This is a genomic window from Streptomyces sp. NPDC045778, assembly GCF_056431945.1.
Genome location: NZ_JBWKJZ010000008.1, coordinates 91,157 through 105,884, shown reverse-complemented (window position 1 = coordinate 105,884; position 14,728 = coordinate 91,157). Strand labels below are relative to the sequence as shown.

Annotated in this window: 14 protein-coding genes; 7 read left to right on the top strand and 7 right to left on the bottom strand. The window is 74.6% G+C overall.

Annotated elements, in window-relative coordinates; all coding sequences use genetic code 11:
• The first annotated feature begins 129 nt into the window (after positions 1-129).
• From AC07GB_RS12885 to AC07GB_RS12875, 3 genes are all read left to right on the top strand, one after another.
• Positions 130-1,215, top strand: coding sequence for a PLP-dependent cysteine synthase family protein (locus tag AC07GB_RS12885; protein ID WP_478844510.1), 1,086 nt, complete (start codon positions 130-132; stop codon positions 1,213-1,215).
• Positions 1,216-1,265: 50 nt separating this feature from the next.
• On the top strand, positions 1,266-2,492 hold the full coding sequence (locus AC07GB_RS12880; protein ID WP_478844845.1) for an MFS transporter: 1,227 nt from the start codon (positions 1,266-1,268) through the stop codon (positions 2,490-2,492).
• A gap of 81 nt (positions 2,493-2,573) precedes the next feature.
• The gene (locus AC07GB_RS12875; protein WP_478844508.1) at positions 2,574-3,803 is read left to right on the top strand and encodes a DUF1015 family protein; all 1,230 of its coding nucleotides are present in this window, start codon (positions 2,574-2,576) and stop codon (positions 3,801-3,803) included.
• 45 nt (positions 3,804-3,848) lie between these two features.
• Here AC07GB_RS12875 and AC07GB_RS12870 read toward each other — a convergent pair whose 3' ends face one another.
• On the bottom strand, positions 3,849-4,211 hold the full coding sequence (locus AC07GB_RS12870; RefSeq protein ID WP_478844506.1) for a DUF4180 domain-containing protein: 363 nt from the start codon (positions 4,209-4,211) through the stop codon (positions 3,849-3,851).
• A gap of 107 nt (positions 4,212-4,318) precedes the next feature.
• On the opposite strand from AC07GB_RS12870, the gene AC07GB_RS12865 reads away from it, so the two are divergent.
• Positions 4,319-4,795 carry a hypothetical protein gene (locus AC07GB_RS12865; protein WP_478844504.1) on the top strand — a complete coding sequence of 159 codons (477 nt, stop codon included), beginning with the start codon at positions 4,319-4,321 and terminating at the stop codon, positions 4,793-4,795.
• A 123-nt stretch (positions 4,796-4,918) separates the two neighbouring features.
• Here AC07GB_RS12865 and AC07GB_RS12860 read toward each other — a convergent pair whose 3' ends face one another.
• Positions 4,919-5,500 (bottom strand): snapalysin family zinc-dependent metalloprotease, encoded by a 582-nt coding sequence (locus tag AC07GB_RS12860; protein ID WP_478844502.1) that lies wholly within the window; start codon positions 5,498-5,500, stop codon positions 4,919-4,921.
• 425 nt (positions 5,501-5,925) lie between these two features.
• Positions 5,926-6,546 carry a TetR/AcrR family transcriptional regulator gene (locus AC07GB_RS12855; RefSeq protein WP_478844500.1) on the bottom strand — a complete coding sequence of 207 codons (621 nt, stop codon included), beginning with the start codon at positions 6,544-6,546 and terminating at the stop codon, positions 5,926-5,928.
• 158 nt (positions 6,547-6,704) lie between these two features.
• On the opposite strand from AC07GB_RS12855, the gene AC07GB_RS12850 reads away from it, so the two are divergent.
• Complete coding sequence (locus tag AC07GB_RS12850) at positions 6,705-7,340, top strand: DUF2867 domain-containing protein (protein WP_478844498.1); 636 nt, start codon at positions 6,705-6,707, stop codon at positions 7,338-7,340.
• Positions 7,341-7,354: 14 nt separating this feature from the next.
• Here AC07GB_RS12850 and AC07GB_RS12845 read toward each other — a convergent pair whose 3' ends face one another.
• The 3 genes from AC07GB_RS12845 to AC07GB_RS12835 form a co-directional block, all read right to left on the bottom strand.
• Positions 7,355-8,893 (bottom strand): ATP-dependent DNA ligase, encoded by a 1,539-nt coding sequence (locus tag AC07GB_RS12845; protein ID WP_478844496.1) that lies wholly within the window; start codon positions 8,891-8,893, stop codon positions 7,355-7,357.
• 77 nt (positions 8,894-8,970) lie between these two features.
• Positions 8,971-10,323, bottom strand: a complete 1,353-nt coding sequence (locus AC07GB_RS12840; protein ID WP_478844494.1) for a carboxyl transferase domain-containing protein — start codon at positions 10,321-10,323, stop codon at positions 8,971-8,973.
• A gap of 105 nt (positions 10,324-10,428) precedes the next feature.
• Positions 10,429-12,186: a sigma factor gene (locus AC07GB_RS12835; protein ID WP_478844492.1), complete on the bottom strand. Its 1,758-nt coding sequence runs from the start codon at positions 12,184-12,186 to the stop codon at positions 10,429-10,431.
• A 180-nt stretch (positions 12,187-12,366) separates the two neighbouring features.
• On the opposite strand from AC07GB_RS12835, the gene AC07GB_RS12830 reads away from it, so the two are divergent.
• Both AC07GB_RS12830 and AC07GB_RS12825 read left to right on the top strand, forming a co-directional pair.
• On the top strand, positions 12,367-12,780 hold the full coding sequence (locus AC07GB_RS12830) for an SsgA family sporulation/cell division regulator (protein ID WP_478844490.1): 414 nt from the start codon (positions 12,367-12,369) through the stop codon (positions 12,778-12,780).
• 172 nt (positions 12,781-12,952) lie between these two features.
• Positions 12,953-13,684, top strand: coding sequence for a siderophore-interacting protein (locus tag AC07GB_RS12825; protein WP_478844488.1), 732 nt, complete (start codon positions 12,953-12,955; stop codon positions 13,682-13,684).
• A gap of 37 nt (positions 13,685-13,721) precedes the next feature.
• On the opposite strand, the gene AC07GB_RS12820 is transcribed toward AC07GB_RS12825, so the two are convergent.
• On the bottom strand, positions 13,722-14,720 hold the full coding sequence (locus AC07GB_RS12820) for a Gfo/Idh/MocA family protein (protein WP_478844843.1): 999 nt from the start codon (positions 14,718-14,720) through the stop codon (positions 13,722-13,724).
• Positions 14,721-14,728: the final 8 nt, after the last annotated feature.

Sequence of the window (14,728 nt, the reverse complement as noted above, 5' to 3'; positions counted from 1 at the left end):
CGCAGCCGCACCCCGGCTGCCGCGCCCGCGGCCCCGCACGCACGGACGCCCGTCCACCGCGAGGCCGCGACGCGAGAGGGACACGCACCGCGCATTCGTCGAGCGAGAGCGAAAGAGATGCAGTCACTCATGAACACCGCCAGGACATCCGACCGTTCCGCCCTCTCGGCCCTCGTGGGGGACACGCCGTTGCTGCGCGTCTCCGAGCCTTTGGCACCCGCCGGGCACGGCTTCTGGGCCAAGCTGGAAGGCTTCAACCCGGGAGGCATCAAGGACCGGCCCGGACTGCACATGGTGGAGCGCGCCCGCGCCCGGGGCGAACTGCGCCCCGGCGGCCGGATCATCGAGTCCACCAGCGGCACCCTCGGCCTCGGCCTGGCCCTGGCCGGTATGGTCCACGGCCACCCCGTCACCCTCGTCACCGACCCCGGCCTCGAACCGTCCATGACGCGCCTGCTCACCGCCTACGGAGCGGGCGTCGACATCGTCGCGGAGCCGCACCCCGCCGGCGGCTGGCAACAGGCCCGCCGCGACCGCGTCAGCGAACTGCTGCGCGCCCACCCCGGCTCGTGGTGCCCCGACCAGTACAACAACCCCGACAACACCAGCGCCTACACCCCGCTCGGCCTCGAACTGGCCGCCCAGCTCGGCCACATCGACGTCCTCGTGTGCAGCGTCGGCACCGGCGGCCACTCCGCGGGCGTCGGCCGCGTCCTGCGCCAGCTGTACCCGGACATCGACATCGTCGGCGTCGACACCATCGGCTCGACCATCTTCGGCCAGCCCGCCCGCACCCGCCTCATGCGCGGCCTCGGCTCCAGCATCTACCCCCGCAACGTCGCCTACGACACCTTCCGCGAGGTCCACTGGGTCGCCCCGCACGAGGCCGTGTGGACCTGCCGGCGCCTCGCCGCCTCCCACTACGCCACCGGCGGCTGGAGCGTCGGCGCCGTCGCGCTCGTCGCGGGCTGGCTCGCCCGCACCCTGCCCGCCGACACCCGCATCGCCGCGATCTTCCCGGACGGACCGCAGCGCTACCTCGGCACCGTGTACGACGACGACTACTGCGCGCGGCACGGCCTGCTCGCCAGCCCGCCCCCCGCCGAACCCGAGGTCATCGGCCGCCCCGACGAGAAGGAGGTGCACCGCTGGACCCGGTGCGCCGAGGTCGTCGACCCGCTGACCCTGACCGCGGAGCCGGAGGCGGGCCGGTGAAAGCCACCCTCGTCCACCTGCGGTCCTACGAACGCAGCGTCCAGCTCCTGATGGTGAATCAGTTCACCATCAACCTCGGCTTCTACATGCTGATGCCCTACCTCGCCGCCCACCTCTCCGGCACGCTGGGCCTCGCGGGCTGGCTCGTCGGACTCGTCCTCGGCGTACGCAACTTCAGCCAGCAGGGCATGTTCCTGGTCGGCGGCACGCTCGCCGACCGGTTCGGCTACAAGCCCCTGATCGTCGCGGGCTGTGTGCTGCGGACCGCGGGCTTCGCGACGCTCGGCCTCGTCGACTCGCTGCCCGCGCTGCTCGCCGCGTCGGCCGCCACCGGCCTCGCGGGCGCGCTGTTCAACCCGGCGGTGCGCGCCTACCTCGCGGTCGACGCGGGGGAGCGCAGAGTCGAGGCGTTCGCGCTGTTCAACGTCTTCTATCAGGCCGGGATCCTGCTGGGCCCGCTGGTCGGCATGGTCCTCACCGGCGTCGACTTCCGCGTCACCTGTCTGGTGGCGGCCGCGATCTTCGCCCTGCTCTCGGTGGTGCAGATCCGCGCGCTGCCCGTCCGCGGCGGGCAGCGCGCCCAGGGGGCGGGGGAGCGCGTGCTCACCCAGTGGCGGGGCATCCTCAGCAACCGGCCGTTCCTGCTGTTCTCCACCGCCATGATCGGTTCGTACGTCCTGTCCTTCCAGGTCTATCTGGCGCTGCCCCTGGACGTGCGCAGGCTCGGCGGGGACGGGCAGTTCGGCACCGTGGCCGTGGCGGCGCTCTTCGCCGTCAGCGGGCTGAGCACCATCGTCGGCCAGACCAGGGTCACGGCCTGGTGCAAGGCCCGCTACGAACCCGGCGAAGCCCTCGTCAGGGGCCTGTCCGTGATGGGCGTCGCCTTCGTGCCGCTGCTCCTGGCCACCGCGGTGCCCGTGCCCGGCTCCGGGGTCGCGCTGTGGGCCCTGGCCGCCGTGCCGCCCGCGCTCGCCGCGCTGCTCCTGGCCCTCGGCACGATGATCGCCTACCCGTTCGAGATGGACACCATCGTCCGCCTCTCCGGGGATCGCCTCGTCGCCACCCACTACGGCCTCTACAACACCGTCTGCGGGATCGGCATCACGCTCGGGAACCTCCTCACCGGCGCCGCCCTGGACGCGGCACGTGAGGCGGGGCTTCCCGCGCTGCCCTGGGCCGCGCTGCTCGCGCTCGGCCTCGGCTGCGCGAGCGCCCTGTACGGCCTGCACCGCACTGGCCGATTGGCGCCGCCCGCGCCCCGGCCCGCCGCGGCCTGACCCACTGACCCGTGGCAGAAGGGGGCAGACGCCGTCTGACGTCTGCCCCCGGCAGGCCGCGCCATCCCACAGGAGTGCCCCATGTCCACCTACGACCCGACCGCGCCCGACCCGACTCCGCCGCGCCTGCGCCCCTTCCGGGCCGTGCGCTACGACGAGGACCGCGCCGGTGACCTGTCCGGACTCGTGGCCCCGCCCCACGACGACCTCGACCCGGCCCACGCGCGTTCCCAGCGCGTACGCCCGCACCACATCGCCCGTCTCCTCTACGCCTCCGACCCGCAGGCCGCGGCAGGCCAGTTGCGGCGCTGGCTGCGGCGCGGCGTGCTGAAACGCGACGAGCGCCCCGCCCTGTACGTCTACCAGCAGCAGCGCGGCGCCCGGATCCTGCAGCGCGGCGTGATCGGCGAACTGCCGCTTCCGCATCCGCGGGGCCCGGCACGGCCCCTGCTGCCGCACGAGGGCGTGTCCGCCCACGTCGTACGCCAGCGCGCGGCCCACATGGCGGGGCTGCGCGCCCAACTGGAGCCGCTGCTCCTGACGTACCGCGGTACGAGGTCGACGGGCACGCGGATCACGCACCACATCACGCGCCGCACGCCGACGGCCGTCGCCCGCGTCGGCGACACCACCCACCTGGTGTGGGCGTGCCACGACGAAGCCGAAACGGCCCTGCTGAGCGCGGGCGTGGAAACCGATCAGGCCCTCATCGCGGACGGCCACCACCGGCACGCCGCCTGCCTGCGCCTGGGCGCGGAGCGGAGCAGCCCCTGGGCCAGCAGCCTGGCCCTGTTCGTCGACACGGTCGCGTATCCGCCGCGGCTCTCCGCGATCCACCGGGTGCTCCCCGGCCTCGACCCGGAGAAGGCGGCGACCGCGGCCGCGGAGGTCGCCCGCGTCCGGCCACTGCCGCAGGGGCCGCGGGGGCCCGCGCCGGACGAGGTGGTCCTCGTCGGCGGGGGCCGGGCCTGGGCCGTCAGCGACCCTGACCCCGAGGCCCTGCGTGATGCCCTCGCGGGGCGGCCGCCGCAGTGGGCCGGGCTTCCCTCGGCCGTCAGTGACCATCTGCTGATCGACGCCGCCTGGTCGGTGCCGGAGCTGCCCGGCGCCGTACGCCACCAGCACGACGCGGCCAGGGCGGTCGCGGCGGTGGCGGCGCCGGGCCGGGGCAGCGCCGTGCTGCTGCCCGCGCTCCGGGAGGAGCGGGTACGGGAGTTGGCGCGGGCCGGGGTGCTGCTGCCCCGCAAGTCCACGTCGTTCGGCCCGAAGCCGGCGATCGGGCTTGCGCTGCGGGTCCTCGGCCTGTCGTGACGCGGGGGTCGCGGGCCGTCGGTGCGGCGGGGCCCGGTGCGGCGGTTATCCCTTCAGCCGCTCCCGCAGCTCCTCCGTGTCCGCCAGGAACCACGTTTGGCGCCCGCGGTTGCTCTCCCGCACGAAGTCCCGCAGTGCCGAACTGGCCTCGGTGTGGCGGGAGATGTCGCCGACCACCGCGAGGCCCACGCGGTAGTTCACGAACTTCTGGACGATATCGCCCGCGACCCGCGTGCGCAGCTGGAAGAACTCCTCGCCGAGCCGTGCGGCCGGGATGACCACCCACTGGGCCCCCTGATAGGAGGCATTGCCGACGAGATCCAGGACGTCCCCTTCGCCACGGATGGTCTCGCCCTCGGCGGCGCAGGTCAGAACGGGTACGTCGTGGATCGACTCAAGAGCGCTCATGACCTGAAGACTAGTTCCGCCCGCTCCGGCGACCGTCGGGGCCCTCCGTGGCACAGCCCGTACGCGGACGTCATGGCTCCAGCACACGGGCCGGTCACGCTGGTCACATGACGACGACCACACCGGCTCGGCACCGGACGGCCCCCTGGCGGCGCAGGCGGCTGTGCTGGGCGGCGCTGCTCTTCCTGACCGGGGTCCTCGTGCTCACGTTCTTCGCGTATCCCGGGCACACGTTGGTGACGCGGATGTACAAGCAGGGTGTGGCCGTCGATGCGGAGACGGTGGCGGTGACGACCGACGGCGACGGCCGCACCAGCCGCGTCACCGTCCGGTTCCGCAAGCCTGAGGGCGGCCCTCCGGTCACGGCCGACCTGGCCGAGGCGCCCCCGCTGCCCCGGGCGGTCGAGGGGCGCCCGATCGAGGTGACGTACGACTCGAAGGACACGTCCGACGTGCTGAGCCGGGCTCAGATGCGGCGCCTGGCCCCCGAACGGCACCCCTTGGGGGTGGGCGGTACGGCGCTGATGGCCGTCGGAGCCCTGGTCGCGACGACGACGGTGCGCCGGACGCGGGAGGCGGCATGAGGGACGGACACATCCCCCGGGGGTGATGGCCCCCCGGCCGACGGCCTCGGTGACGCCGCCGGCCTGATGCCCGACCGTGCGGCGCACGGTCGGGCATCGTCGTGCCTGGGGCTGCGCTTGGGGCTACCGCGCGTCGACCAGTACGCGGCCGTCGGTGGGCGTGTGCGCTGCGGCGCCGTTGCGGTACGCGGCTTCGACCCGTGCTTGTTCGGCGGCGTCGGGCACCGCGTTCTTGCAGCTCGTGCCGGCGCTGGAGCCCGACATCAGCTGGGAGCACGGGCCGGGCTTGGTGTCGGGCAGGCCGAGGTTGTGGCCGATCTCGTGGGCGGTGATGCGGGTCTTGTCGTGGCCTTGCGTGACCGCCTGCTGGCCGAGTTGGACGACGCCGCGGCCGCCGGGGCGGACCGGGCCCAGGGTGGCCTGCGGCCAGCCGCTGGTGGCCACGATCTGGATCTCGGCCCGGGTGCCGGGCGTGGCCTTGACCAGCTTGACGTTGTCAACGTTGCCGTTCCACGAGGCGACTCCGGCCGCGATCGCGGCCTCCCAGCCACCGGCCCGGCTGTCGTCGTACCGGAGTGTCACCACTGCGGCGTCGCTCTTCGCGGTGGTGGGATCCGGCGCTGCCACGGCGTTCGCCGCGGGCACCGCGGTCAGGAGGACCGCCGTGGCGGTACCCGCGAGACCCAGGCGTATGGGGTGCAGCATGGTCGTCTGTCCCTTCGTTCTGTGGGGGCTCGGCTCCGCCAGGAACCGAGTAAAGGGAAGGAAGGGTGGCGTGATCAGCAAGGCCCCGCACCGACCGCCGACCGACCGGCGGCAGGTGCGTGTGGGAGGGGACGAGGGCGTACACCCGGGACGTACGTGAGCACCCGAGCGCACACGCCGCGGAGACGTCAACTCGGGCCAGGGGGCTGGGCATACGCCGCTCCATTCCACACCACCGACGCTCGTGCGAGACGGTACAGCGCCGAACGCGCGCAACAGCAGCCCCAGGACCGGAAATTCTTTCGGAGCGGCCCTTCACCTCGCCGCTCACCTCAGCGGCGCCCCGGCCGAGCGCCGCACCTGCACGAGGGAGCACCGGACATCACGGCCCGGGGGCAGGCGCCCTCCGGACGAGGACGCCGTGCTCAGGGCACCGGTCGAACCGGGAGGGCCGCGCCGACGAGGGCGAGTGCCGCGTCCAGGAGTGCGTCGGTCAGGGTGGGGAGTTGGTCGGAGGGCTCGGACAACAGGAACAGCCAGGCGAAGACCGGGCCGACGAGGAGGGCGTTGAGGGCGGCCGGGTCGGGGCGGGTGGTGAGTTCGCCGCGCGCGGTCGCGCGGTCCAGGATCTCCGTGAGGGTCCGGCGCTGGTCCCCCACGTACTTCTCGTCGAAGCGGTCGCGCAGGTCGGCGTCGGCGTGGAGGTCGGCGAGGAGCCCGGGGACCGTCCCCGGCGGCGGGGCGGTCATGGCGTCCGCGACCTCGGCGAGCACGGCGGCCAGGTCGGCGCGGAGCGATCCGTGGTCGGGGGCCACGGCCAGGAACTGGTCCGGCAGGAGGACGTCGAAGATCATCTCTTGTTTGGTGGCGTGGCGCCGGTAGATCGCCGCCTTGCCGACACCGGCTCGCGCGGCCACCTCCGCCACCGTGAGCCGCGCGTAGCCGACCTCGGTCAGCAACTCGCCGACGGCCGAGGCGATGGCGTCGTCGACGCGGCCGTCCCGGGGGCGGCCCCCCTGGTTGCGCGCTTGCTTTCGAGCAGACATGGGAGCATCATACGGAACCAGGAGTAACGAAACCAGGAGTTCCAGAACTAGCGGTTCCGTTTTCTCTGGTGAGGCCGCGGTGGCGGCGCGCCCTTCAGGGCGTGGTCACCGGGCCCCGGCCCCACCGACAGGGCACTCCGGCTCGGAAGGAATGACCGATGCGCATCCCGAAAGCCGCCCACACCGCACAGCCGTGGCGGATCCACGAATTCACCCAGGGCTTCCGGATCGAGGACGTGTGGTCGTTCCGCGCGCCCGACGCCGGGCCCGACGACTTCCCCGTCATGATCGAGGCGCTGAAGACGGCCTACGACATCCGGAAGGACCCGGCCGCGGTCCGGTTCCTGTTCGCGCTGCGCTGGAAGCTCGGTGCCCTGCTCGGCTGGGACGGTCCCCGGGCCGGTCTGGGCGGCCGGGTCGCCTCGCTGCGCGACGGCCTCCCGCCCGACCTCGCCCGGACCGCGGACGACGCAGTCCCCTGCACCGACCCGTTCTCCGAGGTCTACCAACTCGACGACGAAGCGGCCCGCGAGCTGGGCAACAGGACGGTCCACGCCATCATGCACCTGGGCTGGATGCGGACCGGGAGCGGAGCCTACGAACTGCGCATGGCGGCGCTGGTCAAACCCAACGGCCTGTTCGGGCGGCTCTACATGGCCGGCATCCTCCCCTTCCGGTACCTCATCGTCTACCCGGCCATGACCCGCCAGTGGGAGCAGGCCTGGCTCGACCACGGCCGCCCGCGTCGGCGCGCCGCGGGCGCCGCGCGCGAAGAGGCGCCCGGCCCGGAGTGAGCCGCGCCGCGGGCTCAGCCCTGGTGCTGCTCCAGGACCGTGGCCACGGTGTCGGCGTCCGCCGGCCCCTTGTCCTCGCGGTACCGGACGACCCGGGCGAACCGCAGCGTGACGCCCGCCGGATAGCGCGAGGACTTCTGCAGTCCGTCGTAGGCGATCTCCACGACCAGCTCGGGGCGGACGGTCACGACGAAACCGTCGTCGCTGAGAGCCAGTTCGCGCAGGCGCTCGGTCTGCCAGGCGAGCATCGCGTCCGTCATGCCCTTGAAGGTCTTGCCGAGCATGGCGAACGTGCCGTCCGGGCGCCGGGCGCCCAGATGGAGGTTGGAGAGCTTGCCGGTGCGCCGCCCGTGGCCCCACTCGGCGGCCAGGACCACCAGGTCAAGGGTGTGCACGGGCTTGACCTTCAGCCACGAGGCGCCGCGGCGGCCCGCGCTGTAGGGGGCGTCGAGACCCTTGAGGACGACGCCCTCGTGGCCGCGCGCGAGGGTCGCGGCGAAGAAGTCGTCGGCGGCGCGGCGGGCCTTCTCGTCGGCCGGGTCCTCGACGGTCACGCGGCGTACCCGCATCGGCTCGGGCACGAGCCGCGCGAGCACCGCGTGCCGTTCGCGCAGCGGCAGTTCGAGCAGGTCCTGGCCGTCGACGGACAGCGCGTCGAAGAAAACAGGGGACAGGGGCAGCTCGGCCGCCGCGGCGGCCACGTCGAGACGGGAGCCGACGCGCCCGGCGATCTCCTGGAAGGCCCGCGGACGCCCGGCCGCGTCGAGCGCGATGATCTCGCCGTCGAGAATGAACCGGGAGCCCGCCAGCTCGACCGCGAGAGGCGCCAGTTCGGGCAGGCGGTCGGTGATGTCGTCCAAGGTGCGCGTGTAGACGCGTACGTCGTCGCCGTCGCGGTGCACCTGGACGCGGATGCCGTCCAGCTTCTCCTCGACCGCGCACGGCCCGAGCTTGTCGATTCCCTCGCCGACGGTCGGCGCGCTGTGCGCGAGCATCGGCTGGACGGGGCGGCCGACGGTCAGCCGGAAGTCCGCGAGGGCGTCCACCCCGCCTTCGAGCACCACGCGGGCCACCGGTGTCAGGTCACCCGCCAGCATCACGGCCCGCCGCACCTCGGGCGCCGGGGCCCCGGTGGCCCGCGCGAGCCCCTCCACGGCCACCGCGTCGAGCGCGCCCTGGCGCACCTCCCCGGTCAGCAGCCCGAACAGCAGCTTCTGCTCGTCCGCCGTGGCCGCGCCCAGCAACTCCTGGACGAGCCGTCGCCGTTCCGCCTGCGCCCCCGCGCCCGCGACCGCGGCCAGGGCGGTGAGCGCCGCGTCCACGTCCGCCACCGCGAGCGACGGCTCGGCCGCCGGGGCGACGGGGTCCTTGAGCGCGTTCCAGCCCACGCCGATCCGCCCCTGGGGCAGTCGTCCCGCCAGATAGGGAATGACCAGGGGCACGTCGGCGGGCTCGGCGGTCCGGAAGAGGTCGGACAGCAGCGCGACCTTCCGTGACCGCGCCGCCGTCGCCGCCACCTCCTTGGAGACCTCCGCTACCCGGGCGAACAACATGCGGCCATCCTGCAACGCGGGGCCCGATCCCGCACGGCGGGCCGCACGGCGCCGCGCCCCGGCCGGGCGGCCCGCGGTCAGCGCGCGACGATGCCGCGCACCACGCCCAGGTCGACCAAGTCCTGGGGGCGAAGGCGCAGTTCGTCCGCGAGGCCGGGTGCGTCCGCGCGCGGGCGCTTGAGGATGGCGGCCGCCGCCTCGGGGGCGATCACCGAGAAGTAGCTGTCCGGCGCCGCCCAGGTGCGGCCGGGCGCGGCGAGGGCGAGCGCGCCGCCGGAGCCGCCCTCGCCGATGACCAGGCTGGTGACCGGGGTGCGCGCGGCGGCCACCGCCGCGAAGACGTCCGCGATGGCGGCGCCCGCCCCGGCGCGCTCCGCGGCGGCGTCGTTCGCGGCCCCTGGCGTGTCGATCAAGGTGAGGACGGGCACGGCGAGCCGGTCGGCCAGTCGGATGAGCCGGGCCGCGGTGCGGTACCCGGCGGGCAGTGTCGGGGTCCCGCACTGGGCGACGTACGCGACCGCCCGGCCGTCCCGGAGGCCGAACCCGCAGCGCAGGCCCGCGTCCGTGCCGCCGCACCGGTCCCCGCTGACCTCCTCCCGGGAGGAGAAGTACGCGTCGAGGTAGGCGTCCGCGCGGGGGCGTTCGGGCGCGCGGGCCCGGAGCACGGCCTCCCAGCCGGTGCCGGACGGCCGCGCGTCCCCGAGCGCCCGCGGCGGTGCGACGGGTCCCCGCGCGGGCGAGGTGAGCAGCCGCAGCCAGTGCCCGAGGCGTCCGCGCAGCTGGTCGTGCGGTACGACGGCGTCGACGGTGCCCGCAGCCAGCTGCCCCTCGGCGGTGTACGCCGCCGGGTCGGCGTCCGGCGGCCTGACCCGCGAGCCCGCGAAGCCCACCTGCGCGCCCGGCAGCGCGAGCACGACGTCGGCCCCCGCGCCGAGGGTCGCCCAGCCGCCCCCGGTGGTCGGGTCGCACAGCACCGCGAGCTGCGGAAGGCCCGCCGCGCGGTTGAGCGCCGACTGGGCCGCCACGCGCTGGAGTTGGGTCAGGGCCCGCATGCCCTCCTGCATCCGGCTGCCGCCGGTCGCGATGAGCGAGACGAGCGGAAGCCGGTGCGCGCGGGCTGTCGCGTACGCCGCCTCCAGGCGGTCGCCGGTCCGCTCGCCGAGCGAGCCGCCCAGATAGCGGAACTCGAAGGAGACCAGGACGGCACGCACACCCTCGACGACCGCCGTGCCGCACACGACGGACTCCGTCTCGCCGGTGCGCTCGTACGCCGAGGCGCGCGCGTCGTCGTACCCGGACCAGCCGAGCGGGCCGTCGGGCCGCGCGGCCCTCGGCGGTTCTTGGAGTTCGGTGAAGTCGGCGGTGACGGCGGCGATGGCCTCGCGCGCGGAGACGCGGTCGGCGGCGTTGGACGCATGGGGTGAGGACACGCCTCGTACTCCTACCTGGTCTGTTCCCTTCCGTCGAGTACCTGCCTGTACGCACGCGGGGCCTCACGCCGCCGGAAGGCGCAGGCCGTTCGTCGGGCGGCTCGCTCAGGGGCGGTGGCAGATGAAGACGGGGCCGGCCCAGTGGTCGCAGACGGGGCCCGTGGTGGGTGGCGGGTCGACGGGGGTGGGGGTCGGCGTCGGCTCGGGCGGCAGGGTGGGCTCGACCGGCGTCGGCGTGGGGGTGGGCTCCGGAGGCACGGTGGGCGAGGGAGTGGGCGTGGGCGTCGGGGTCGGCGTGGGCTCCGGGGGTGGCGTCGGGCTCGGCGTGGGTGAGGGCGTGGGGGATGGCGCGGGCGGCTCGGTCGGAGCTGGGCTCGGTGTGGGTGAGGGCGGGGGCGTGGGCGTCGGCTCCGGAGGGCGCGGGGGATCCGGCTGCGGGACGGGCGGGACCGACGGCAAGGGGGCCTCGGGCGCCACAGGCACCACGGGAGTCACGGGCGGGACCTGCGGCACGGGCGGAGCCTGCTCAGGCCGCTCGGGCCGCGCGGCCGGGGCCGGCGCCGGAACCTGGGGCTGCTCAGCAGGCTGGTCCGAAGCTCGCTCCGCGGGCTGCCCAAGGGGCTGCTCAGGCCGCGTCTGCGAAGCCTCCGGCGCCTCGGGCCCGGGCCCGGTGCGCTCCTGCGCCGCGCCTCCCGGCGCCTCCGGCTCCGCCACCGCGCCCGGCCGGGGCTCGGGCGCGGCGACGTCCGAGGCCTTCTCCGGCTCCGAGGCCTTCCCCGGCGCGTCCACCGGGCGGGAGGCCGCGCCGCTCTCCGCCGTCGTGGCGCGGGCGGGGGCCGTCGAGTGCCCCGTGCCGCTCAGGACGAGGCTCGCCGCGACGGCGGCTCCGGCCACCGTGGTGCCGACGGCCCCGACCACGGCCACGGGAAGCTTCCCGCCCGCGGTCAGGGCGTGACGCAGGCCGTGCAGCAGCCCCCCGGAACCGGGCGCGCTCCCGCCGGAGGCGGCTACGGCCCCCGCGCCGGCTCCCGCCGCGAGCGGCACCAGGAACTTGCCCGTGCCGCCGAGGACGAACAGGAGCAGGGCGGGCCCGACGAGGGCGGGCAGCCGGTGGTTGGCACGGGTCAGCAGGGCGAGGCGCGCCCGGCAGTCGGTGCAGCCGCCGAGGTGGGCGGCCAGCGTCTCGGACTGCCGGGGCGAGGCCTCGCCGCGTATGTGCGCGGGCATGCGGTCCCAGTGGGTCTCGCAGGCCGGGTTCTCGGGCACCCCCGGGTGCGCGCGCAGGAAGGCCTGGCGCATGCCCTCGCGAGCCCGGTGCAGCAGCACCGCCGTGGCGCCGCGGCCCGCGCCGATGCTGCGGCCGATCGCGTCGAGAGGCTGGCCCTCCGCCTCGGCGAGCCACAGCGCCGTCACCCAGCGCTCGGGCAACTGACCCAGGACCCGCGTCAGGAGGTCGACGGAGGACACGCGGGCCGCCGGGTCGCCCTCCCCGTCGGCGACGGTGGTGACGTCGACGGCCTCGGGCACCCACGAGGCCTGCGGGTCGTGCGGGGTCTCCTTCGCGGCGGCCTGCCCCACCGACACCGCGAGGTGCCGCACGGTCGTCATCAGGTACGCCGCCACGTTCTCGATCTCGTGCCCCGCGGCCAGGCGCCGCCAGACGCGGAAGTGCGCCTCCGCGACCAGGTCGTCGGCGACCCAGGCGTTGCCGGTCAGCGAGCGCGCGTACGCCACGAGACGCGGGTGCTCGGCTTCGTAGACGCGCGCGTACGCGGCCGTCACGGCCCCGGACGCGGCAGCGGCGGTCTCGGAAGGAACTCCGGTGGGAACGCCCGGGGGGACGTCGGCGGGGACGTCGGACATGACAGGACACTCCTGTCCCACTGCGGGGGTGGTGGGTGAGTTCGAAAGACTAGGTGAGAAATGTCGGACATATCAGGGAGAGGTGACACAGGTCACAGTGAACTCTTCATGCACTCCCGTAATGCGGGCACCCGTTACCGGGTCGTAGGGGTAAGGAACCGGCAGAAGTGGAGCCCGACCATGGCCGTCACGCTCGAGCAGTCCGCCCGTGCTCGCTTGATCACTCCCGAGGGCCGTGAGCGTCCGATCCCCGTGACGCTGCGCTATCAGGCGAGTGATCCGCTCGCGGTGCAGGTCACCTTCCCGCCCAAGGTGTCCCTGGATGGCGCCGAGGTGACATGGGTCTTCGCCCGCCGCCTGCTCGAGGAGGGTCTGAGCGCCCCGGCGGGCGCGGGGGACGTGCACGTCTGGCCGTGCGGCCGCGCGCGCACCGTCCTGGAGTTCCATGCCCCGCACGGCCTCGCGCTCGTACAGTTCGACCGGGCAGCGCTGCGGCGCTTCCTGATGCGCACGTACGCCGTCGTGGGCGCTGACGGCGAGGAGGTGGGGCTCGATCTGGATCAGAGCCTGACGGAACTCCTCGGCGGCGTCTGAGGCGACGGAGCCCAGCCCCCGCGCAGGCGGAATCCGGCCCCTGGGGGCGGGACCCGACCCCTAAAAATAGGTTAGGCTAGCCTAACTCGATCACGTGCGCCCGTTGTTCCACGTGAAACGGGCGTTTCAGGATCTCAACGGGCGTTTCAGGATCGCAGGGGAGGAGACCGGGGTGGGCCACGGCTGGGAAGGCGTCGTCCTCAAGTTGTTCCGAGGCAAGGACTTCCGGTTCACGGTGACCGGTGCCGAGGACGTGACGGACCACTACCGCCGCATTCACGTCACCGACGGCGGCATGCTCGCGCAGACCGGTGTGCACCCCACGATGTGGGCACGGCTGTGGTTCGACAACGCGGGCAAACCGCACCAGCGCGCCTACACCGTCGTCGGCCCCGACCCCGAGGCTGGCACGTTCAGCCTGGAGTTCGCGCTGCACGACGGCTGCGCGAGCGAGTGGGCGCGCAAGGCGGGGCCCGGCGACACCATCGAGGCGACCGTGCAGGGCACCGGCTTCGAGCTGCCGCAGCCGGAGCCGTCGCGGCTGCTCGTCATGGGCGACGCGGCCTCGCTGCCCGCGGTGAACTCCCTCTTGGAGGCGATGCCGGGCATCCCCGCGACGATCTGGTTCGAGACGCAGCACGCCTCGGACCGCGAGCTGCCCCTGGGTGTCGACCCGGCGCTCCACGAGGTGCACTGGATCGAACGACAGGCCTCCGGCGCCGCCCTGGTGGAGCAGGCCAAGGCGGGTCTCGCGGCGGCCGTCGACGGCGCGCCCGACGTTTACGCGTGGATCACCTGCGACACGACGACCACCCGCGCCCTGACGGCGTACGTACGCAAGGAACTTGCGCTGCCCAAGAGTCGTGTCCACGCGCTCGGCTACTGGCGGCCGGGGCGCGGCTGACGGCTTCGGCCTCCGGTGGCGGTGCGCGGGCGGCCGGTCAGGGCCGCTCGGCGAGGTCCACGGCGATCCGACGCCCGGAGCGCAGCGCCCGCGCCCCCGCGTCGGCGACGGCCGCCGCCGCGTACCCGTCCCAGGCGCCGGGTCCGCTGATCCGCCCCTCGCGCGCCGCTCGCACCCACGCCTCGACCTCGCGGTCGTAGGCGTCGGCGAAACGCGTCAGGTAGTCCTGCGCGATCTCCTGGCGCGCGGCGCCCCGGGAGCGTACGGCCATCGCGTGCTCGTCTCCGACGCGGGCCGTGCCCCGCTCGCACACCGCCTCGCACGTCACCTCGTAGCCGAAGCCGCAGTTGACGAAGGCCTCCACGTCGACGAGCGCGCCGCCGTCCGTCTCCAGGAGCACCAGCTGGGGGTCGAGCAGCCCGGCGGGCGCACCGGACGACGGCCGGGGCCGGGCGACGGTCACCGCCGTGATCTCCTGGCCGAGCAGCCAGCGCGTCGCGTCGATCTCGTGGGACACCGTACTGCTGAGGAGCATCGCGGACGTGAAGTGCGGGGGAGAGGACACATTGCGGTGCCGGCAGTGCAGCATCAGCGGCCTGCCCAGGTCACCGGCGTCCAGGAGCGCCTTGAGCCGCTGGTACGCGGCGTCGTAGCGGCGCATGAACCCCACCTGGATGAGGGCGCGCCCGGCCCGGGCCTCCGCCTCGACGACCCGCAGCGCCGCCCGGGGGTCGGCTGCGAGGGGCTTCTCGCACAGCACGGGCAGGCCCCGCGCGACGGCGGCGAGCAGCGCCTCCTCGTGCCGGGCGTCCGGGGACGCCACCACCGCGGCCCGTACCCCGGGCTGATGGAGCGCGTCCAGGGCGTCGGCGTGCACGCGTACGCCGTCGAGCCCGGCCGCGGCCCGCTCGGCCCGCCCCGTGTCGGGATCCGCCACGGCCACCACGCGCGCCCCGGCCGTCCGCGCGAGCCGGCGCACATGGTCGGCGCCCATGTGGCCCGCGCCCAGGACGGCCACGCCCAGCGGTTCGGCCACTCCCAGCG